Consider the following 21,359-nt stretch of genomic DNA (forward strand, 5'->3'; position numbering starts at 1 on the left):
TAAGCCGACTTTGTTGATAATAAAATTTAAATAAATTAAATCATCATGATAAGAATTAATTATCAAGAGGTTGGTGTGTATGTCATTTTCAGAATTTCATTTATTATCCGTGCTTGCTCAGGAAATGAATATGAGAAAAGCAGCTGAGCGGTTGTTCGTTTCCCAGCCGGCTTTATCACAGCGTTTACAATCCATAGAAAAGGATTGGGGCTCGAAACTGTTTCTGCGTTCACAAAAAGGGCTGTCACTGACGCCTGCAGGTGAAGCGGTAATTCGTTTGGCCAATGAGGTCATCGAAAAAGAAGAAAAGGTCAGGGAAAGTATTCAAGCTATGGACCATGAAGTATATGGGACTTTGAAAATAGCCTGTGCTTCGATTGTCGGCCAAAATTGGCTGCCCCAAGTATTGAAAAAGTTCGTTCAAAAATATCCGTATGCCAAAATTTCCTTAATCACTGGCTGGAGCAGTGAAATTTTAAAGTCTTTGTATGAAGGACAGGTGCATATTGGCATCATAAGGGGAGCCCCGGATTGGAAAGGGGTAAAACAGCATTTGTTTACGGATATGCTTTATTTGGTGGATACTGAAATGAAGGAACTGAATCAAGTGTTCGAAACGGACCGGCCATTCATTCAGTTTAAAAGCGATTCGAATTATTATCAGGAAATCCAGGACTGGTGGCATCGGCAATTTAAAACGACGCCAAAAAACACCATTGTCGTGGATCAAATCGAAACATGCAAACAAATGGTGTTCAATGGTATAGGATATGCAATCCTGCCAGCCATCACTTTACATGATAAAGATACGAATGTTTTTAAAATCCCTCTACTGGATGGGCATAACCACTCAATCGAACGAGATACATGGCTTTGCGGCTATGAATCTGCCTTCCAGTTAAAGCAAGTGCAAGCATTCACGGAAGTGGTGAAAGAGCATATTCGCGACCAAGGAATGTTATAGGTCAGCTGACGAAAATGTCAATAGGGGAGAATAATATATAAGAGTGACATTCAACTTGTCTTGCCGGCAGTTGTCTGGTAAATTTAAAACGAGTAATGATACATATTTAGGAGGTTTACCCGGAATGAATAAAATGGATGCAAACGAAATTATTTCTTTTATCTCAAATAGTAAAAAATCTACACCTGTAAAGGTATATGTCAAAGGCGATTTAGAAGGCATGGATTTTGGTCCAGCTTCTAAAACTTTCATAACAGGAAATACAGGTGTTGTATTCGGTGAGTGGTCTGAAGTCGAAGAAGCAATCAAGGCAGCAGGATCAAAAATCGAGGATTATGTAGTTGAAAATGATCGCCGAAACTCTGCCATTCCTTTATTGGACCTAAAAGGCATCAAAGCCCGTATCGAGCCTGGCGCAATAATCCGTGACCAAGTATCCATTGGAGACAACGCAGTAATCATGATGGGTGCATCAATCAATATTGGTTCTGTCATCGGTGAAGGCACAATGATCGACATGAACGCAATACTGGGCGGGCGTGCAACAGTGGGTAAAAACTGTCACGTAGGTGCAGGTGCCGTTTTAGCAGGTGTCATCGAGCCGCCTTCCGCACAACCGGTCATTTTGGAAGATGATGTTTTAATCGGAGCTAATGCGGTCGTACTAGAAGGTGTGAAAATCGGTCAAGGTTCAGTTGTGGCGGCTGGTGCAGTTGTAACGAAAGACGTTCCTCCTTACTCCGTGGCTGCTGGTATCCCGGCGAGGGTCATTAAACAAATTGACGAAAAAACAAAATCAAAAACAGAAATCATGCAAGAACTTCGTCAACTTTAATTTCTTTAGTGAATATTGCCTGAAGCGTGGATAAATATATCCACGCTTTCTGTATAGGAGGAAATAATGTGAAAATAAATCCTTTTGCCGAGATCCGGCGTGATTTGCATCAAATACCGGAGATAGGGTTCAAAGAATTCAAGACGCAGCAATACCTACTGAATTACATAATGAAACTGGCCCCGGAGCGAATGGAAATAGAAACTTGGCGGACTGGGATATTCGTGAAAGTGAAGGGAATGAACCCGCGGAAAACAATTGGCTACCGGGCTGATATTGACGGTCTGCCGATAAAAGAGGAAACTGGATTGCCGTTCGCATCCAACCACGATGAATATATGCATGCCTGCGGTCATGATTTTCATATGAGCATAGGTTTGGGATTATTGACATATTTCACCGAAAATCCAATCGATGATGACTTGCTATTCATCTTCCAGCCCGCAGAAGAGGGTCCTGGCGGAGCTGAACCCATGCTTAAATCGGAAACGATGAAAAAATGGAAGCCGGATATGATTCTTGCATTACATATTGCTCCAGAGTATCCAGTTGGGACGATTGCCGTTAAAGAAGGGCTTCTATTTGCCAATACATCTGAATTATTCATCGATTTGAGGGGGAAAGGAGGGCATGCAGCCTATCCGCATGAAACAAATGACATGGTCATTGCGGCATGCTCGCTTGTAGGGCAGCTGCAAACAATCGTTTCCAGGAATGTCAATCCACTTGATTCAGCTGTCATTACAGTTGGGAAGATTACTGGAGGCACCGTTCAAAATATTATTGCGGAGACAGCGCGGTTAGAAGGCACAATACGCACCCTTAACCCCGAATCGATGGTAAAGGTCAAGGCAAGAATAAAAGCGCTTGTGGATGGCATACAAGTGGGATATGAGTGCTTGGCTGAAATCGACTATGGTGCGATGTATCACCAGGTGTATAATGAAGAACGGTTGACCCGGGAATTCATGGAATTTACAGAGAAGTCAACTGCTGTTCATTTGCATCGCTGTACGGAAGCGATGACTGGTGAAGATTTTGGTTATATGTTAAAGGAGATTCCAGGATTCATGTTCTGGCTGGGGGTTTCATCGGATTACGGATTGCACCACGCTAAGTTAAGTCCGGATGAAACTGCGATTGAACTCGCGATCAATCACTTAACGGACTATATAACGTTTAAAGGAAGCGAAGCGTAAAAAATGCTTTTCAGTACAGAACATGCTCTAAAGAGAGAACGAATGACGTTGGAGGGCTTATTGTGAAAAAAGAATTTGCGGTGATTGGACTTGGCCGTTTTGGCGGCAGCATAGTCAAGACATTAGCTGAAGAAGGATTAGGGGTTCTGGCTATCGATGCTGACGAAGATCGAGTGAATGAATTTGCCAGAATAGCTTCACATGCCGTAGTAGGGGATACGACAGATGAAAATGTACTGAGAAACTTAGGGATTCGGAATTTTGATCACGTCATTGTAGCGATTGGCGAGAATATTCAAGCTAGTATATTGACGACTCTTATGCTTAAGGAATTGGGTGTCGGAAATGTTACGGTTAAAGCGCAAAATGATTATCATGAGAAGGTTCTTCGTAAAATCGGGGCCGACTATGTCGTGCACCCCGAACGAGATATGGGGAGAAGGATTGCCCATAATATCGTCTCCAATAATATTCTCGATTATTTAGAGCTTTCTGATGAACACTCCATCGTCGAAATTGTTGCAAGCCAAAAGATGAATGGAAACTCGATATTTGACCTTGATATCCGTGCTCATTATGGGCTGAATATAGTCGCGATCAAAAGAGGGAATGAAATCAATGTTTCTCCTCAGGCAAACGATTTAATTCATAAAGGCGATATATTGATCGTCATTGGAGCAGATTCCGACATCAATCGTTTCGAAAAAAAGATTGTAGAATAAGTAAGTGTCATGCTAAAATCGAGCAGCGCTTTTATCAAAGGAAAACAAAAAGGTTTTGGAATGGTCTCATTCCGAAACCTTTTTGTTTTTTTATTGGATTTGAAGTAGTTATAGAGAATTGCCTGCATCGACAATTTTTTAATTCCCTTAAGTAGTCCTACGAAAACCATTCTTTTCTTTTACATCTGCGAGTACACGCAATATTGTTTCTTTGCGTTTCGCATATATAGATTTTACATCTACATAATGACACAAATGATCTTTACTTTCGTACACTGTGATAAAAGTGAACAAGTCGCACAAATAGGTTGGATGATTTGTACTCTCTATTTTGATTTAGTTCTTCTTGAAGGCGTACTTGATAAACTCGTGTTTCCGGCACTGGCTTTCCACAGTGTGGAATCAACAAATATATGCTTCTTATCAGTTTACTTTTGGAAGCTTTCCATTAAGATACGATAGAAAATCTATTCAAGCATCCTTATCACCTCAAGTGTTAATACTCCTTTTTTAAAACAAAAAAGCCTGTAGGCAAAAGGAGTTCTATCTAACTGTTAAAACAAAGTTGATTGGAATGGGTGTTCGAGACTCCTGCGGGAGTACGCGTCCAAGGGAGACCCCACAGGCGCTAAGGAGCCGAGGAGGCTCCCGGACCGCCCGCGGAAAGCGAGTGCCTGGAGTGGAATTCAACGTTCGAGATTTACAAATCTAAACAAAAAAAGCCCAGCCAAATGATGGCTGGGCTTTTTTTTATTATTGGACTTCCATGATGATCGGCAGGATCATTGGACGGCGTTTAGTTTTTTCATATAGGAATGGAGATAAAGTGTCTGTAATTTCATTTTTAATTTCAGACCATTGTGTAGTTTTTCGATCCATCACCTTATTTAAATGCTTAGTTATCAAGGATTGAGCATCGCTGATAAGGTCTCCAGATTCTCTCATATAAACAAATCCGCGTGAGATGATGTCAGGTCCGGATGCAATTTTGAATTCCTTCATATTGATGCTGACAACGACAACGACAAGGCCTTCCTCGGAAAGGATTCGACGATCACGGAGAACGATATTACCGATATCCCCGATGCCGCTTCCATCGATATAAACCGAACCTGAAGGGATCTTACCAGCAATTTGCGCTGTGTTTTCACTTAGGGATAGAACTTCACCATTATCCATGATAAAGCAATTTTCTTCCGGAACTCCGCAATCGACTGCATGGCGGGCATGTAGTTTTTGCATACGGTATTCACCATGGATTGGCATGAAGAATTTTGGTTTAATCAAACGAAGCATTAGCTTTTGTTCCTGCTGTCCGCCATGTCCTGATGTATGAATGTCATTCAAAGGACCTGAAATGACGTCTGCTCCTGCACGATATAATTGATTGATCGTTCTGGAAACACTGATTGTGTTACCTGGGATAGGTGAAGATGAAAATACTACAGTATCACCAGGAATGATTTGAATCTGACGGTGAGTGCCATTCGCTATGCGCGACAATGCTGCCATTGGTTCACCTTGACTCCCTGTACAAAGGATGGTTACTTTATTCGCAGGCATACGATTCAATTGCTGTACATCAATAAATGTATCTTTAGGCGCTACAATATAACCAAGATCTTGTCCAATTGATATGGCTGAATCCATGCTTCGGCCAAAAACGGCTATTTTACGGCCGTTAGCCACGGCTGCTTCAACAACTTGCTGAAGACGATGGATGTTCGATGCAAACGTTGCAAAAATAATCCGGCCGTCAACCTTACGGAAAATGTCTTGAATGGTATCGCCGACACGGCTTTCGGACATAGTAAAGTTCTGCACTTCACTATTAGTGCTATCCGAGAGTAAGCACAATACACCTTCTTTACCGATTTCAGCCATCTTGGTCAGGTTTGCAGGCTCGCCCACTGGTGTGAAGTCGAATTTAAAATCACCAGTATGGACAATTTGTCCAGGTGGTGTTTTTACAACGATTCCATAAGAGTCAGGGATACTGTGAGTTGTGCGGAAGAATGAGACGGACGTTTTCCGGAACTTGATCACTTCATCTTCACTGATTTCAATCATGGTTGTCTGACGTAAAAGGCCGTGTTCTTCCAATTTATTACGAAGCAGTCCAAGTGCCAGTTTTCCGCCGTACACAGGGACATTCACTTTTCTAAGTAAATAAGGAATCCCGCCAATATGGTCTTCATGGCCATGAGTAATGAAAACACCTTTAATTTTATCTACATTTTTCTCTAAATAGCTGTAATCTGGAATCACATAGTCAATACCGAGAAGCTCATCTTCAGGAAATTTAATTCCAGCATCAATGATGATGATTTCATCTTGAAACTGAACAGCATATGTGTTCTTACCGATTTCGCCTAAACCGCCCAGGGCGAATACAGCTGTTTGATCGTTTTTTACAAATTTCATAAATTATAGCTCCAATACTTTGTAATCTTCATTTTGTTTTTCATATTCTAAATATGCTCCGGTTACAGGTAATACGATTTCTACGTTATAAGGTTCCTTTTTTAATTTTAAACGAACGTCACGAACGGATTCACCTTCGACAAACATTGTTTTAGTATTCTCCCTGATGGGAACCTCTGATATGGTTACTTGATAGTATACCTTAAAAACCATTTTAATCTCTCCTCACTTGTTTGCATTGCTTTTTTCATTATATATAAAAACAACAATTTTTTCATGTTTTTCAACATCATGTAAAAATAAACCCAGCTCCGCCATAAAAACGGAAGGGGTTTGATGAATTAAATATACCAATGTATAAAAGTATATAAAAAAATAGATGGCCGATTCTGGTATCAATCCAATTGTGTCTTCCTCTATCTTATATCCTATCCGTTTTTGCCATGTGTAAAACTTAAATCATGGGATCTTTTTTTTCGTAAACGATTTCTTTCTAATTAATACAGTACGACTGTGTACAGCGTTTCATGAAAACACTACGCCTCATATCTTTATTGAAATATGTATTCACCTGACCATATAAAAGCCAAGATAGAAAGAAAGAATGCTTAACAAGAACTTTACAACAAGGAAGAAGCCCTCCGCAAGTTTTTGAAGGACTGTCCGAAAAAAATTCGCATATGGATGACGGCCAAGGCAGGAATGAGTGGCAAATTATGCGATAGATTTTTTTCTTAAAAGATCATTCCATTGTTTAGCAAGCTTTTTACGAAGCTTTTTTAACATGGCGATCACGCTCCCTTAATTATTATTGTATAGGATTATTCAATAATGTAAATACGTCTTTACAGGTCCTTGGCCCATTTTTGAAAAAAAAGGCTCATTCAAACATGCAGCTGGGATTTTTGGAGGCAAGAAGGATGGGAGAAGTAATCTAAGAAGCCTGAGTTATTTTTCTATTAAGAATAGTATATGCCCATTCGTGAATAAAAAACGTAAATTGAGTGGAATCCGGTTGTGTTACTTGACTTATCTTGATGACAATTATTAAATGGGTACATATTAAAAAAGGAAAAAATGAATGAATTGGAAGTGAATCGTTAGTGAAAATCGTATTCTTTGATATTGACGGAACGTTGCTTGATCATGAAAAAAAGTTACCTGCTTCAACAAAAAAAGCCATTAAGCAACTGCAGGATAGCGGGGTTTTTGTAGCGATTGCCACAGGAAGGGCTCCGTTTATGTTCGAATCTTTAAGGGAAGAGCTTGGTATCGATACATTTGTAAGTTTCAATGGACAATACGTTGTTTTTGAAGGGAGAGTCGTTTATAAAAACCCTTTGAGCATACCTGAGATAAAACGGCTCCACGAACATTCTGAAAAAAATGAAATACCGATCGTTTTCATGAATGAGGAGACAATGAAATCGAGTGTTCCACATCATAGCAGAATTGAAGAAGCATTAAGCAGCCTGAAGTTTCCCCACCCTGAACATGTGGCAGATTTTTATGAGGACCATGATATATACCAAGCCTTATTATTCTGTTCGGAAGATGAAGAAGGGAACTTTGTTGGGAAATATGATGACTTCCATTTCATTAGATGGCATGAGTATTCAACGGATGTTCTTCCATTCGGGGGTTCAAAAGCTGAAGGCATTAAAATATTAATGGAAAAAGTCGGGTTTGCTCTGGAGGATGTTTACGCCTTTGGAGATGGCTTAAATGATATAGAGATGTTAAAAGTAGCGGGATATGGCGTGGCAATGGGGAATGCCGGTCAACTTGTGAAGCAAGAGGCCGACTTTGTAACCAAGGATGTCGATGATGATGGCATACTTTTTGGTTTGAAGGAACTTGAACTGATATAAAAAACAAAACCCCCGTCAACCAACAGACGGGGGTTTTGCTTATTACGTTACCTTTCCACCGCAATTGAATTTTCCGGTATGGCATAGGGGTCTTCCGGATTGATATGATCATAAAACATGATTCCATTAAGGTGGTCGATTTCATGTTGAAAGCAAATGGCTGCGATGCCTTTCAGGCGGAGCTGAACCGATTTTCCTTCCAGGTCCGTACCCACAACCGTTATTCGAGCATAACGGGGCACATAGCCGGAAACGGGACGATTTACGGAAAGGCAGCCTTCTCCGGATGTCAAATATGCTTTTTCCACTGAATGGCTGATGAGTTTAGGGTTGAAAAGTGCATAGCTATACAGTTGACCATCTTTTTCTTTCAAATGAACCGCGATCATCCTTTTTGAAACATTCACCTGTGGTGCAGCCAAGCCAATTCCTGCCCTTAACCCGTATAGTGCAGCAATATCGGGCTTCTGGCTGTTTTGGACATATTCCATCAAGCTGGCTAAAAGTTGCTTATCTTCATTTGATGCCGGAAGCGGAACCTCTACCGCGACTTGCCTTAAGATTGGATCGTCTTCATTAACAAAATCATCCATGGTAAGCATAATCTTTCACCCCACAAAAATTCTTATAATATGTATAGGATTATTTTAACAAAAAAAATACTGAAAGTTAATGGATGATCTAATGAAAGAAAAATGGAAGGGATGGAATCAAGTCATTAATTCCTATCCCAGCCATTATATTATTTGCGTGTTGAGGTCTATTTAAAAAAATAAATCATTTTTTGTGAATTAGGGTAAATAGTTAACATTTTCGGGTAAAGGTAATAGTAATTATCTGGTTAGCAAAAGCACGCGCCGACAATGATTAACAGAATGAACAGGACAATGATTAGAGCGAAGCCGCCTCCAAAGCCGCAGCCGCCTCCACCATCACCATAACCATAGCTGGGTGCAACGGAAACCGGATAACAACAATCCTGGTTGTAACCTCCATACATAATTTCATACCTCCGTTTTTTGTATTATTAAAATGCTGACCACTCTGATTTGAAACGGTCCCTACAGCCTATGCAGTATGGCTTAAAGGGTGTAGGCTGGCGCCCAGTAATGAAAAAAACCTGTTCGGAATATGATTGTAACAAGTGTTTGCGGCTAATAAGGGAATTTAGAGAAATATGAATCTTCGAAGTACTATCAGAAGGAGCTGTCTATGTTGAATCGTTTTGGTCCATATGTTATTTTACTTCTTTCTTTTGTGATCTTGACTGGTTGTTTTAATGGTTCACCGGAAGAAAGAATCCACAAAATCCTAGAGAAAACTGCAGAAAAGGAAAGTGATTTCACCGAGCATCAAGAGCCACTTAATGATTTGGAGAAAAAAGAAAAAGAAAAATATGAGAAAATAATTAAACTTGGATTGGATGATTATGAACAGATCGTCGAGCTTTCAGATGAAGCCACCAAGAATATCGACCAAAGGGAAAAAATAATTGAAAAGGAACAAAGCAGTATGCAATCCTCAAAAGAACAATTCAATCAGATAGATGAACAAATCGGGAAAATAGAGGATGAAAAAATAAAAAAAGAAGCGACTGAAATGAAAAAGGTCATGAGTGAGCGCTATAGCACCTACGATAATTTATATGATGCATATCAACAAAGTCTGGCTTATGATCGTGAATTATATGAACTATTTAAAAAAGAGGATTTGAAAATGGATGAATTACAAGTGCAAATCGAGAAAATAAATACCTCTTATACAGAGGTTTTGAAAGCGAATGAGGAATTTAATGCATTAACGGAAAAATCAAATCAAAAAAAAGAAAGTTTTTATGATAGTTCCGGCATAGAAATGGCTGATTCAACAAAATAATATAAATAATGATGGGCTGTGATTCTCACTCACAGCCCATATTTTTGTTCAATCCAGTTCATTTAGGGTCTGGAAAATTCTAGAATAGCCTTTTTTGTGCAACCAGCTTGAGGGGAATTTTCATACCTGTACTAAAAAAAAACGATAATCAAAATTCTAACAGCAGACTTATATGAAAGCGTTTGAAAATTTTTTTGGAATATTATTCCGAAGGCTCAAATGCCTATAGTTAAAGCGGTTTTGGAATTGATCCGATATGCTGGGGGATTTAAATGTTATCCTTTGCCATCCTTAAATTGAAAATTAGGGGAAATTTAATAGTACAGTTGTAAAGTCAAAACTAATACAGAGAAGAAGTATGAGTATTGGAAATTCTATAAAATCAAAATTATAAGGAACTCCAAGTGATTGACTTGATGTTAATTCATCTTGTAAACTTAATCTATAAAAATTCTTGTATCATTTTCCTTGATTTTTTTTATGGTACAGAATAAGATTGAGACATATTAAGCATATCCACGTTTGAGGATTGGTCTTAAGGGAAAAATAAAAGAATGAATTGTTGAAGAAACTAAAAAGCAAACTATTTTTGCTTTATAGAATAATAATAGCAAACCTTTTTAATGAAAGGATGAGGTGCCAAATGGCTCAAAAAACTAAACAAGCTAAATTTAATGTTCAGGATCAGCTTAAGAAAGTAGAAGAACAATTTGAAACTTTTCAAATTTTAAATGAAGAGGGAGAAGTCGTTAATGAAGCGGCAATGCCTGATTTAAGTGATGAACAATTGCAAGAATTAATGCGTCGTATGGTTTATACACGCATCTTGGATCAACGTTCTATATCACTGAACCGCCAAGGTAGATTAGGTTTCTATGCACCGACTGCCGGTCAAGAAGCTTCTCAAATCGCTTCCCAGTATGCTTTGGAAAAAGAAGATTTCATTCTGCCTGGCTACCGTGATGTTCCGCAAATCGTTTGGCATGGCCTTCCGCTTTGGCAAGCATTCTTATTCTCCCGGGGACATTTTAAGGGAAATCAAATTCCTGAAGACGTCAATGTAATTTCCCCTCAAATCATTATCGGCGCTCAATATATCCAAGCTGCAGGAGTTGCTCTTGGGTTGAAGAAACGCGGGAAAAAAGCTGTGGCCATCACATATACTGGTGACGGCGGAACCTCACAAGGTGACTTTTATGAGGGAATTAACTTTGCAGGTGCATTTAAAGCGCCGGCTATCTTCATCGTGCAAAATAACCGTTTCGCAATCTCGACACCGGTTGATTTGCAATCAGCATCGAAAACATTAGCCCAGAAGGGTGTGGCTGCAGGTATCCCTGGCATCCAAGTTGATGGTATGGATGCGTTGGCCGTTTATACAGCCGTTAAAGAAGCGCGTGAACGTGCAATTAATGGTGAAGGCCCTACATTGATTGAAACATTAACTTACCGTTATGGTCCGCATACGATGGCTGGGGATGACCCGACACGTTACCGTACTTCCGAAATGGATAACGAGTGGGAACTGAAAGATCCATTGGTTCGTTTCCGCAAGTTCTTGGAAAACAAAAAACTTTGGAATGAAGAATTAGAGAACGAAACGATAGAAAAAGCAAAAGACGATATTAAAGAAGCGATCAAATTGGCAGATGCAGAACCTAAGCAGAAGGTTACAGACCTGATTGAAATCATGTATGAAGAAATGCCTTATAACTTAAAAGAACAATATGAAATTTATAAAGAGAAGGAGTCGAAGTAAGCCATGGCTCAATTGACGATGATTCAAGCAATTACAGAAGCATTACGTACAGAACTTAAGAATGACGAGAATGTACTCGTTTTTGGGGAAGATGTTGGTGTTAATGGAGGAGTTTTCCGTGCAACGGAAAATCTTCAAAAAGAATTCGGTGAAGATCGTGTATTCGATACACCTCTTGCTGAATCTGGAATCGGTGGATTAGCGGTCGGTCTTTCTTTACAAGGTTTCCGTCCTGTTCCTGAAATTCAATTCTTCGGGTTTGTATATGAAGTAATGGATTCCGTAAGCGGTCAGCTTGCTCGTATGCGCTACCGTTCAGGCGGACGTTACAGTGCACCGGTTACAATTCGCTCACCTTTTGGGGGCGGAGTGCATACTCCGGAAATGCACGCTGATAGCTTGGAAGGTTTAATGGCTCAGCAACCAGGGTTAAAGGTAGTTATCCCTTCCACTCCTTACGATGCAAAAGGCTTATTGATTTCAGCTATTCGTGATAATGACCCTGTCATATTCCTTGAGCACATGAAATTGTACCGTTCTTTCCGTCAGGAAGTTCCTGAAGAAGAATATACAATTCCATTAGGAAAAGCGGATGTGAAAAGAGAAGGAACGGATTTATCCATTATTACGTATGGTGCGATGGTACAGGAATCCATCAAGGCAGCTGAGGAATTGGCTAAGGAAGGACATTCCGTCGAAGTGGTCGACTTACGGACTGTATCTCCATTGGATATCGATACAATCATTGCTTCTGTAGAAAAAACTGGACGCGCTATCGTTGTTCAAGAAGCACAAAAGCAAGCTGGTATAGCAGCGAATGTCGTAGCGGAAATTAACGAACGTGCCATTTTGAGCTTAGATGCTCCAGTGTTGCGAGTGGCGGCTTCTGATACGGTATTCCCGTTTTCACAAGCTGAAACAGTATGGCTCCCTAATTATAAAGACATTATTGAAACGGCGACTAAAGTCTTGAAGTTTTAACAATCTTAAGTAATGGGAATGAATGTCCTGCTTGGGAAAGTAATATCGCATTAACGGTAATGCAAGATAAAGGACTTTATTCAAAGCACTAAGTATGATTTAATATAGGAGGTTGAACTCAGTGGCATTCCAATTTAGACTCCCTGATATCGGAGAAGGTATACACGAAGGTGAAATAGTGAAATGGTTTGTAAAACCAGGAGATAAGATTCAAGAAGATGACGTGCTTTGCGAGGTTCAGAACGATAAGGCCGTTGTTGAAATCCCATCACCGGTGGAAGGTACCGTTGAAGAAATCCTTGTTCAAGAAGGAACGGTTGCCGTTGTTGGCGATGTACTTGTAACTTTCGATGCTCCAGGTTATGAAAATCTTCAGTTTAAAGGGGATCATGGAGAAGAAGCGAAGGCAGAAGGTGAGAAGAATACGGAGGCCCAGGTTCAAGCAACTGCTGAAGCTGGACAGGAAGTCAAGAAAGAGACTGCTCCGGTTCAAGAAAATAATGGTGTAACGGGCGCGGGATCACAACCACAAGTTGAGGCAGATCCTTCACGACGTATCATCGCCATGCCTTCTGTTAGGAAATATGCACGCGAACAAGGGGTAAATATTCGTGAGATTTCTGGTTCTGGGGATAACGGCCGCATCATGAAAGATGACATAGATGCTTTCAAAAACGGCGAAACTGCTCCACAGCAACCGGCAGCTCAAAGTGAAGCTTCACAACAAAATGATACGGAAACAACCGAAAAACAAAAAGTTTCAATTCCAGAAGGGCAATATCCTGAAACTCGCGAAAAAATGAGCGGCATGAGAAAAGCGATCGCCAAAGCAATGGTGAAATCCAAACAGACAGCTCCGCATGTTACATTAATGGATGAAGTCGATGTGACGCTATTGGTTGCTCACCGTAAGAAATTCAAGGAAATTGCTGCACAAAAAGGAATCAAGCTTACATTCCTACCTTATGTTGTTAAAGCGTTAACAAGTGCATTGCGTGAATTCCCTATGCTTAACACATCATTTGATGATGAGGCTAGTGAGATTATCCATAAACACTATTACAATATCGGAATTGCGGCAGACACAGACAAAGGACTGCTCGTTCCAGTTGTAAAAGATGCAGATCGTAAATCAACTTTTGCTATTTCACAAGAAATTAATGAATTAGCGACGAAAGCCCGTGACGGCAAATTGGCTCCTAACGAAATGAAAGGTGCTTCTTGCTCCATTACGAATATCGGTTCCGCAGGCGGTCAATGGTTCACACCTGTAATCAATCATCCAGAAGTTGCCATTCTAGGGATTGGACGCATTGCCGAAAAAGCAATTGTACGCGACGGGGAAATTATCGCCGCTCCAGTTCTGGCATTATCACTGAGCTTTGATCACCGCATGATTGATGGAGCAACAGCTCAACATGCATTGAATCATATCAAAAAGTTATTGAACGACCCAGAATTATTGTTAATGGAGGCGTAAACAATGGTAGTAGGAGATTTTCCAATCGAAACAGATACTTTAGTGATCGGTTCAGGCCCAGGGGGATATGTTGCCGCAATTCGCGCAGCACAGCTTGGACAGAAAGTAACGGTCGTTGAAAAAGGAACAATCGGCGGAGTTTGTTTGAATGTAGGCTGTATCCCATCGAAAGCTTTAATTTCGGCTGGACACCGTTTCCATGAAGCTCAGCATTCAGAAGATATGGGTATCTTTGCAGAAAAAGTTTCTGTTGATTTTTCTAAAGTACAAGCTTGGAAAGGTTCTGTTGTTAAAAAATTAACAGGCGGTGTAAGCAGCCTATTAAAAGGTAATAATGTTGATGTTGTAACTGGAGAAGCTTATTTCGTTGACGAAAACAGCATCCGTGTTATGAATGAAGACTCAGCCCAAACATATACATTTAAAAACGCAATCATCGCCACTGGTTCATCGCCAATCGAGATTCCGTCATTTAAATATACGAAACGTGTACTTAATTCCACTGGTGCTCTTGCTTTGGAAGAAGTTCCAAGTTCGATCGTGGTAATCGGCGGAGGTTACATTGGAACTGAGCTTGGCGGAGCATTCGCAAGCTTCGGCACTAAAGTTACCATCCTTGAAGGTACGGAAGAAATCCTTTCTGCAGGCTTTGAAAAACAAATGGCAGCACTTGTTAAGCGTAACCTTAAAAACAAGGGTGCTGAAATTGTTACTAAAGCAAATGCTAAAGGCGTGGAAGAAACTGAAACAGGTGTAACCGTTACTTATGAAGTAAAAGGCGAAGAGAAAAAAGTTGAAGCCGATTACGTTTTAGTAACAGTTGGACGTCGTCCAAATACGGCAGAGATCGGCCTGGAGCAAGTCGGAATCAAAATGACTGATCGTGGTTTGATCGAAACGGATAAACAATGCCGTACTAGCGTAAAAAACATTTACGCAATCGGTGATATCGTTTCTGGACCTCAGTTGGCTCATAAAGCTTCTTATGAAGGTAAAATTGCAGCTGAAGCCATTGCAGGACATTCATCTGAAATCGACTATCTTGCTATTCCGGCTGTTGTATTCTCTGAACCGGAACTTGCTTCTGTCGGTTATAATGAAAAAGAAGCGAAGGAAGCTGGAATCGAAGCGCTTGCTTCTAAATTCCCATTCGCTGCAAATGGACGTGCTCTTTCTTTAAATAATACGGACGGATTTGTGAAGCTTATCACTCGCAAAGAAGACGGATTGGTTATAGGAGCACAAATTGCAGGACCAAACGCTTCTGATATGATTGCAGAACTTGGTTTGGCTATCGAAGCAGGAATGACTGCCGAAGATATCGCAATGACAATCCATGCACATCCAACTTTAGGGGAAATCACAATGGAAGCTGCTGAAGTTGCCCTTGGAACTCCTATTCACATCATCAAGTAATTGATTTTTATAAAAAAGCGTACTGCCTAATGCAGTACGCTTTTTTTGTTTGCCAGATATACAAATATGAAGGATGACTCCCCAGTCATGATTTTCTTCACGCTTGTTAAATGAAAAGGGTAAAAAGGGCATAAGCTATAAAAGGACTTCTTACTTTTTTCCTTGAAAGGGTTTGAAAAAGGTAATAAAGGATAAAAAAATAAGATGAGCGATATGTTAAAGGAATATTTTTTGCCAATAAAAAGATCATGGCTGATATATTCATATCAAAATGGGGTGGATCACTTGAAAAATTATCTGGTAATCCTCTTTCAACTAATCGTTTGGAGTGGGTATACATTAGTTGAATGGCTGTCTGTTAACGATCGTTTCGTTTTCAAAGTATTCATGTTTCTGGTCTTTTCCTATCTAGCCATTTACATTGGTAAAATGATTTTAAAATCCAATAGGCGAACAATGCTTGTTACCGTGATAAGTCTATTATGCTACGGTATTTTGCAAATCCTTTTGGAAATGCTAGTACCCGTTTATTGAATTTTTAAGCAAGCCGCAATGACACAAGAAACCACGGAGGAACCATGATTAACAAAGGAGTAGCATTATTTACATTAATATCATTTTTATTGATGGCATGCAATGGTCCGAGTTCCAGTCGAACGGAAAATGATAATCAAAAAAGTGTGGAAACGACAACAACGGTCCAAGATGAAAGCCAGCAAGAGAAAGATCTGAAAAACGAAACGTCAAAAACAATTGTCGATGGGCATGTAAAGGCAGAATATCGGGTGGACAAAGAATATTGGTCATTTAAACCAATTGGGGATGCAAATCCGAAAGTTGTGCTGTTAACATTTGATGATACACCTGATAAATATTCTCTGAAAATCGCCCAGACGCTGAAGCGCCTTGAAGTACCTGCGATTTTTTTCGTGAACGGTCACTTTCTTGGAAATGATGAAAATAAAGCGGAGCTAAAAGAAATTCATGAAATGGGTTTTTCTATCGGTAATCATACTTATTCCCATGTGAATTTAAAACAGTTAACCGAAAAGGAACAAGAGCGGGAAATCGTAAAATTGAACAATTTGGTAGAAGGCATTACAGGGGTACGCCCTAAGTACTTCAGGGCGCCATTTGGATTGAATACCGAGCATTCAAAAAAAGTCGCTGAGAAAGAAAAAATGTTGGTCATGAATTGGACATATGGATACGACTGGGAAAAAGAGTATCAGGATAAAAAAGCTTTAAGGGAGATCATGTTGAACAGCCCTTATTTAGGAAATGGTGCGAACTTACTGATGCATGACCGGCAATGGACGAGTGAAGCCATTGAGGATATCGTGAAAGGTTTTCAAAAGAATGGTTATGAGATTCTTGATCCAAAGTTAATTGAAACGCCTGCATGAGCCAATTCCGGCTTCTGCAGGTTTTTTATTTCCTTGGATAATAATACATCACCCGTTTATTGAAGAGATGTAGCTGCGCCCGTAATTTCTTTGCAAGGAACTTGCACAGTTCATTAGCTTTCCCCTTATCACCGAAAGTTGCTGTTTCAGGGAGGGTAAATTGGATATAGGATTGAATCCGCTCTGATCCGTCTTCATCCTTAACGACTTCTTGGTCAACGCCTATCAATATCATGTGATATCGATCTTCTTTGGATTGGAGATATATGGCCTTATCTTTCATCTTTTCTGGTTCTTTCATTTCATAAGGAAATGCTTTCTTATCATAGTCCCAATCCAGTTGCTTTCCGGTTTTCGCTGTGATCATTTGATAATAGTTCAGCAGTTCTTTCACATCTTCGATGGTTACAGTCCCTTTCACGGACTCAGGAACAAGTTTGATATAGGCATTTTCAGTCATGTGGATCCCCCTTAAATCGATAGGATGTAAGATTATATTAACATTTTATGGATGTATTATATACATATCTATATGTAAATTAAAAGACGAAATTCCTTTTTCACCTTGCTATGCAAAAGCAAGAGGTGTGATGAAATGAGCTCCAGGGCCCAAAAAGGAATCGTCTAACGAACGATTGGAGTCAATTGCTTCCTACAAGAGGGTTCATTAAATGGGAAAAAAGTATATATGTTATACTTTTTAGCTTGAAATAATAAATGTGTTATATTATAATTCATATAAAGCGGTTACATTACGTCATTGATGCATACAATATAGAGGAAGGGGTTGTAAAAATGGGAACTATCGTATGTCAAACTTGCAATAGCACGATTGAACATTTTGAAGATGAAAAAGTAAGTGTACTATATACACACAATCACAACTGCCAAAGCTGTGATACAGCTGCCTCTGAAAAATAAATCGAAACAGGATTATAAGATTAATAGAATTTAAGGGTGTTTCAGGATTGTAACCTGGAGCACCCTTTTTATAGAAGTCAATGAAGCGAAAATCTTCAGTTTATCGGGAGCTACATGCTCAATAATAAAGGGGGCAAAAAAACCAGAGCAGCACTTCGCTCTGGTTTGATGGGATCAATCAATTTTTAATGATACGTAAATATTTTATTTCTGGGTCCTCAGGGCCTTGAACAGGAAGGCCGGCCTCGATGTTTTTCCGGATGTAATTGATATTATCTTCAGTAATCAATTCACCTGGTATGAAGATTGGGATTCCAGGCGGGTAAACCATGATGAACTCAGCGCTAATTTTGCCGACAGATTCCTCAATGGGAACCACTTCGGTTTCTGCATAAAATGCTTCCCTTGGTGATAAAGCCAAGGGTGGTGTATCAGGAAGCAGGACTTCGATCTTTTCATGTTCAGCCGCCATTTCCTTAAACTCATCGGCCAAGTCTCTAAGGGCAGTAATCAGAAGGTCCGCTTCTGTTTTTGAGTCTCCAGGTGTTATCAGGCAAAGGATATTGTACAAGTCAGAAAGTTCCACTTCGATATTATGCTTTTCACGAAGCCATTTCTCAACGTCGTATCCGGTAATATTCAATTCCTTGATGGATATGATCAATTTAGTCGGGTCATAACTAAAGGCTGCCTCACTCTCGAGAATTTCGCTGCCGACACAGTAAAGATAAGGAATCTCATTAACGGCCTCGCGGATATACCCTGCGAGATTGATTGCTTCATCAATCATTTCCCTGCCTACCGTCGCAAGTTGTCTTCTGGCCGTATCCAGGGAAGCCAGAAGGATATAGGAGGTTGAGGTGGTTGTGAGCATGCTCAATATGGCTTGAACACGATTTGCGGAAACCAATCCATTCCTTACATTTAATATGGAACTTCCCGTTAGTGAACCGCCCAGTTTATGAACACTCGTTGCAGCCATATCCGCTCCAGCTTGCATGGCTGACATCGGCAAGTCTTCATGGAAGTGTATATGGACACCATGTGCTTCATCTACCAGTACTGGGATTTTGTAGGAATGAGCAACTTCCACTATTTTTTGCAAATCAGCCGAAATGCCGAAATAGGTTGGATTGATGACAAGCAATCCTTTTGCATCGCTATGTTCCCTTAAAGTTTTTTCGACGGCATCTACGGTGATTCCGTGTGAGATGCCCAAATCTTTGTCTATTTCAGGATTGATGAAAATGGGAACAGCTCCGGAAAACACAATGGCAGACATTACGGATTTATGTACATTCCTTGGGACGATGATTTTGTCCCCAGGTCCGCAAACTGTCATGACCATCGTCATGATTGCTCCACTTGTTCCTTGAACGGAAAAGAATGTGTGATCCGCCCCAAAAGCTTCAGCGGCAAGATCCTGAGCTTGTTTAATGATCCCCTTTGGCTGATGGAGATCATCGAGTGGAGCGATATTGATTAAATCTATAGATAATGCATTTTCTCCAATGAAATTACGGAAATCAGCGTCCATTCCTTTTCCTTTTTTATGACCTGGAATATGAAATTGAACGGGATTTTTTTTTGCATGCTGCAATAAGGCAGTGTATAAGGGTGTTTCATTCTGTGACAATTCTTTGTGGCCCCTTTTCAATAAAATAGGTACGTAATATTTGGGAGTACATACTCCCTTTCTATTAATGATCGTATGTTTCTCCGATTCCATCGTATGGTTAGTAAACTTGTGGATAGACATAAAACATATGAATTATAGCACGTCTTATAATAAATGCCTAGAGTGACTTTAATGTCCTGACTTAAACAATTTATATATGTCTTTATTGTTAAGGGGCTCAATAAAATTATGAGCAGATTATAAATGTCCATTTTCCTAGTATTTACTGGATTTACTCAAGAATTCTTCTTTTATCAATATTGTAGGTGAGTTTAAAAATTGAACGGTTAAACAATATTTGCCATAATGAAACTAATGATTTTTGAGAGCTAAATAAACAAACCACATAAAATGAAAAGGGAGCTGAGGAGTTTGAAGTGGAAAACGCGTGTGACCGATTTGTTAGGTATTCAATACCCAATCGTACAAGGGGGATTGGCCCATTTAGCATATGCAGACCTGGCTGCGGCAGTTTCGAATGCAGGAGGGCTGGGGCAGGTAACGGCCATGTCCTTGGACAACCCGGAGCAACTGACAGATGAAATTAGAAAAACCAAATCATTGACGGATAAACCGTTTGGTGTGAACTTTGCAATCGGTCAGCATGGGAGACCTTATGAACACATGCTGGAAGCAGCCTTGAAAGAGGATATCGCAGCTGTTTCCGTAACCGGCGGCAACCCTGCACCATTTCTTGATTACGTCAAAGGAACCCAGGTGAAAAAACTCGTGCTTGTTGCTGCAAGAAGGCAGGCAATGAAGGCTGAACAGCTTGGGGCAGATGCGGTGATGGTAGTTGGTCAGGAGGGTGGAGGACATTTAGGCCGTGATGATATCGGAACTTCTGTGTTAATTCCTCAAGTTGTGGACTCCGTTAATATTCCAGTCATCGCATCGGGTGGTTTTGGCGATGGACGAGGTTTGATGGCAGCATTGGCACTTGGTGCCGAAGGAATCGAGATGGGAACACGATTCATAGCAGTCAAGGAATGTGTTCATGCACATGAATTATATAAAAATGCCTTGGTTTCCGGCACAGAAAATGATACGGTTGTCATCAAGCGTTCCATTGGTGCACCAGCAAGGGTAATTGCAAACAGCTGGACCGATAAGATCCTTGAAATAGAAAAAGAAAACGGCGGATATGAACAATTGAAGGATTACATAAGCGGAAAAGCGAATCAGCGTTATATCCATGACGGTGTCGAAGGTGAAGGCTTTGCTTGGGCTGGACAAGTGATGGGGCTGATTCATGATGTACCATCGACTGCTGAACTATTCAGTCGGATTATCGACCAGGCGGAAGCAATTCGCTCAAAATGGGCAGACTGATGATGCATGGTCTGCCGGACAGCATGAAAAACTATCTAGAAGGAGCGTGTTTAGGGTATGGATTATCAATATCCAATGGATCTTGATTGGTCTACTGAAGAAATCGTAGATGTGATCAAATTCTTTGAAGCTGTAGAAAAGGCTTATGAAAATAAAATACAAAAGGAAGAATTTATGAAGGCTTACCGAAGATTCAAGGAAATAGTTCCCGGTAAGGCGGATGAAAAAAAGTATACGGATGAGTTTGAATCAGTCAGCACTTATTCAGCCTATCTTGTTATTAAGAAGGCAAAAGGAATCGATGACGGGGAATGGATAAAAATGAAAAATTAAAAATATTTTTAGAAAACTCCATTGACTTACTGAAAAGATTGTTTTAACATAATAAGCAAGAAAATGATAAAGGCAGTGACGAAGAAGAGTACCTTAATGATGTTCTGCAGAGAGCCAGTGGTTGCTGAAAACTGGTGAACGAATTTAAGCGAATGGACTTCCG

Annotated in this window: 21 protein-coding genes, 1 pseudogene and 1 other annotated feature (1 of these 23 running past the window's edge); of the genes and pseudogenes, 15 read left to right on the forward strand and 7 right to left on the reverse strand. The window is 40.2% G+C overall.

The genetic code is table 11. The features are described 5' to 3' along the window. The first annotated feature begins 79 nt into the window (after positions 1-79). From MKY17_RS07475 to MKY17_RS07490, 4 genes are all read left to right on the forward strand, one after another. The gene (locus MKY17_RS07475; RefSeq protein WP_063231999.1) at positions 80-964 is read left to right on the forward strand and encodes a LysR family transcriptional regulator; all 885 of its coding nucleotides are present in this window, start codon (positions 80-82) and stop codon (positions 962-964) included. Positions 965-1,088: 124 nt separating this feature from the next. After that, the gene (dapD, locus tag MKY17_RS07480) at positions 1,089-1,799 is read left to right on the forward strand and encodes a 2,3,4,5-tetrahydropyridine-2,6-dicarboxylate N-acetyltransferase (RefSeq protein WP_098371143.1); all 711 of its coding nucleotides are present in this window, start codon (positions 1,089-1,091) and stop codon (positions 1,797-1,799) included. Positions 1,800-1,873: 74 nt separating this feature from the next. Continuing rightward, on the forward strand, positions 1,874-2,998 hold the full coding sequence (locus MKY17_RS07485; protein ID WP_098371388.1) for an N-acetyldiaminopimelate deacetylase: 1,125 nt from the start codon (positions 1,874-1,876) through the stop codon (positions 2,996-2,998). A 62-nt stretch (positions 2,999-3,060) separates the two neighbouring features. Then, positions 3,061-3,720, forward strand: coding sequence for a TrkA family potassium uptake protein (locus MKY17_RS07490; protein ID WP_098371142.1), 660 nt, complete (start codon positions 3,061-3,063; stop codon positions 3,718-3,720). Here MKY17_RS07490 and MKY17_RS07495 read toward each other — a convergent pair. The 3 genes and pseudogenes from MKY17_RS07495 to MKY17_RS07505 form a co-directional block, all read right to left on the reverse strand. Next, positions 3,645-3,954 (reverse strand): annotated as a pseudogene (locus tag MKY17_RS07495) (hypothetical protein); the annotation flags it as partial. The gene MKY17_RS07490 and the pseudogene MKY17_RS07495 sit on opposite strands and share 76 nt — an antisense overlap. A gap of 519 nt (positions 3,955-4,473) precedes the next feature. Further along, positions 4,474-6,144, reverse strand: a complete 1,671-nt coding sequence (gene rnjA, locus MKY17_RS07500) for a ribonuclease J1 (protein ID WP_034314071.1) — start codon at positions 6,142-6,144, stop codon at positions 4,474-4,476. Positions 6,145-6,147: 3 nt separating this feature from the next. Further along, positions 6,148-6,357 carry an RNA polymerase epsilon subunit gene (locus tag MKY17_RS07505; RefSeq protein WP_034314070.1) on the reverse strand — a complete coding sequence of 70 codons (210 nt, stop codon included), beginning with the start codon at positions 6,355-6,357 and terminating at the stop codon, positions 6,148-6,150. A gap of 890 nt (positions 6,358-7,247) precedes the next feature. On the opposite strand from MKY17_RS07505, the gene MKY17_RS07510 reads away from it, so the two are divergent. Next, on the forward strand, positions 7,248-8,015 hold the full coding sequence (locus MKY17_RS07510; protein ID WP_260397991.1) for a Cof-type HAD-IIB family hydrolase: 768 nt from the start codon (positions 7,248-7,250) through the stop codon (positions 8,013-8,015). A gap of 47 nt (positions 8,016-8,062) precedes the next feature. On the opposite strand, the gene def is transcribed toward MKY17_RS07510, so the two are convergent. After that, entirely contained in the window at positions 8,063-8,617 is a 555-nt protein-coding gene (def, locus tag MKY17_RS07515) for a peptide deformylase (RefSeq protein ID WP_098371140.1), read from the reverse strand. A gap of 239 nt (positions 8,618-8,856) precedes the next feature. Continuing rightward, positions 8,857-9,015, reverse strand: a complete 159-nt coding sequence (locus tag MKY17_RS07520; protein WP_098371139.1) for a YjcZ family sporulation protein — start codon at positions 9,013-9,015, stop codon at positions 8,857-8,859. Positions 9,016-9,227: 212 nt separating this feature from the next. Here MKY17_RS07520 and MKY17_RS07525 point away from each other — a divergent pair, with 212 nt between their 5' ends. From MKY17_RS07525 to MKY17_RS07555, 7 genes are all read left to right on the forward strand, one after another. Continuing rightward, entirely contained in the window at positions 9,228-9,890 is a 663-nt protein-coding gene (locus tag MKY17_RS07525) for a YkyA family protein (protein WP_098371138.1), read from the forward strand. Between the two features lie 643 nt (positions 9,891-10,533). Next, positions 10,534-11,649: a pyruvate dehydrogenase (acetyl-transferring) E1 component subunit alpha gene (gene pdhA / locus MKY17_RS07530; RefSeq protein ID WP_098371137.1), complete on the forward strand. Its 1,116-nt coding sequence runs from the start codon at positions 10,534-10,536 to the stop codon at positions 11,647-11,649. A 3-nt stretch (positions 11,650-11,652) separates the two neighbouring features. Beyond that, positions 11,653-12,630 (forward strand): alpha-ketoacid dehydrogenase subunit beta, encoded by a 978-nt coding sequence (locus tag MKY17_RS07535; RefSeq protein WP_098371136.1) that lies wholly within the window; start codon positions 11,653-11,655, stop codon positions 12,628-12,630. A gap of 121 nt (positions 12,631-12,751) precedes the next feature. Continuing rightward, positions 12,752-14,110, forward strand: coding sequence for a dihydrolipoamide acetyltransferase family protein (locus MKY17_RS07540; protein WP_098371135.1), 1,359 nt, complete (start codon positions 12,752-12,754; stop codon positions 14,108-14,110). 3 nt (positions 14,111-14,113) lie between these two features. Continuing rightward, positions 14,114-15,526 (forward strand): dihydrolipoyl dehydrogenase, encoded by a 1,413-nt coding sequence (gene lpdA / locus MKY17_RS07545; protein ID WP_098371134.1) that lies wholly within the window; start codon positions 14,114-14,116, stop codon positions 15,524-15,526. 276 nt (positions 15,527-15,802) lie between these two features. Further along, positions 15,803-16,060 (forward strand): hypothetical protein, encoded by a 258-nt coding sequence (locus MKY17_RS07550; protein ID WP_311608312.1) that lies wholly within the window; start codon positions 15,803-15,805, stop codon positions 16,058-16,060. 44 nt (positions 16,061-16,104) lie between these two features. Beyond that, on the forward strand, positions 16,105-16,932 hold the full coding sequence (locus MKY17_RS07555; RefSeq protein ID WP_098371133.1) for a polysaccharide deacetylase family protein: 828 nt from the start codon (positions 16,105-16,107) through the stop codon (positions 16,930-16,932). A 25-nt stretch (positions 16,933-16,957) separates the two neighbouring features. Here the strand turns inward: MKY17_RS07555 and MKY17_RS07560 are convergent, their stop codons facing one another. Continuing rightward, positions 16,958-17,392 carry a DUF1885 family protein gene (locus MKY17_RS07560; RefSeq protein ID WP_098371132.1) on the reverse strand — a complete coding sequence of 145 codons (435 nt, stop codon included), beginning with the start codon at positions 17,390-17,392 and terminating at the stop codon, positions 16,958-16,960. A gap of 335 nt (positions 17,393-17,727) precedes the next feature. Between MKY17_RS07560 and MKY17_RS07565 the strand changes: the two genes are divergently transcribed. Then, on the forward strand, positions 17,728-17,853 hold the full coding sequence (locus MKY17_RS07565) for a GapA-binding peptide SR1P (RefSeq protein WP_072272684.1): 126 nt from the start codon (positions 17,728-17,730) through the stop codon (positions 17,851-17,853). Between the two features lie 178 nt (positions 17,854-18,031). On the opposite strand, the gene MKY17_RS07570 is transcribed toward MKY17_RS07565, so the two are convergent. Next, positions 18,032-19,489 carry an aminotransferase class I/II-fold pyridoxal phosphate-dependent enzyme gene (locus tag MKY17_RS07570; RefSeq protein WP_098371131.1) on the reverse strand — a complete coding sequence of 486 codons (1,458 nt, stop codon included), beginning with the start codon at positions 19,487-19,489 and terminating at the stop codon, positions 18,032-18,034. Between the two features lie 393 nt (positions 19,490-19,882). Here MKY17_RS07570 and MKY17_RS07575 point away from each other — a divergent pair, with 393 nt between their 5' ends. Both MKY17_RS07575 and MKY17_RS07580 read left to right on the forward strand, forming a co-directional pair. Then, entirely contained in the window at positions 19,883-20,863 is a 981-nt protein-coding gene (locus MKY17_RS07575; protein WP_098371130.1) for a nitronate monooxygenase family protein, read from the forward strand. Between the two features lie 57 nt (positions 20,864-20,920). Next, positions 20,921-21,196 carry a UPF0223 family protein gene (locus MKY17_RS07580; RefSeq protein ID WP_098371129.1) on the forward strand — a complete coding sequence of 92 codons (276 nt, stop codon included), beginning with the start codon at positions 20,921-20,923 and terminating at the stop codon, positions 21,194-21,196. A 66-nt stretch (positions 21,197-21,262) separates the two neighbouring features. Next, positions 21,263-21,359: a binding site (T-box leader), on the forward strand; it runs 134 nt beyond the window's last position.

The sequence above is a fragment of the Peribacillus sp. FSL P2-0133 genome, assembly GCF_037975445.1.
Classification (GTDB): domain Bacteria; phylum Bacillota; class Bacilli; order Bacillales; family DSM-1321; genus Peribacillus; species Peribacillus simplex_E.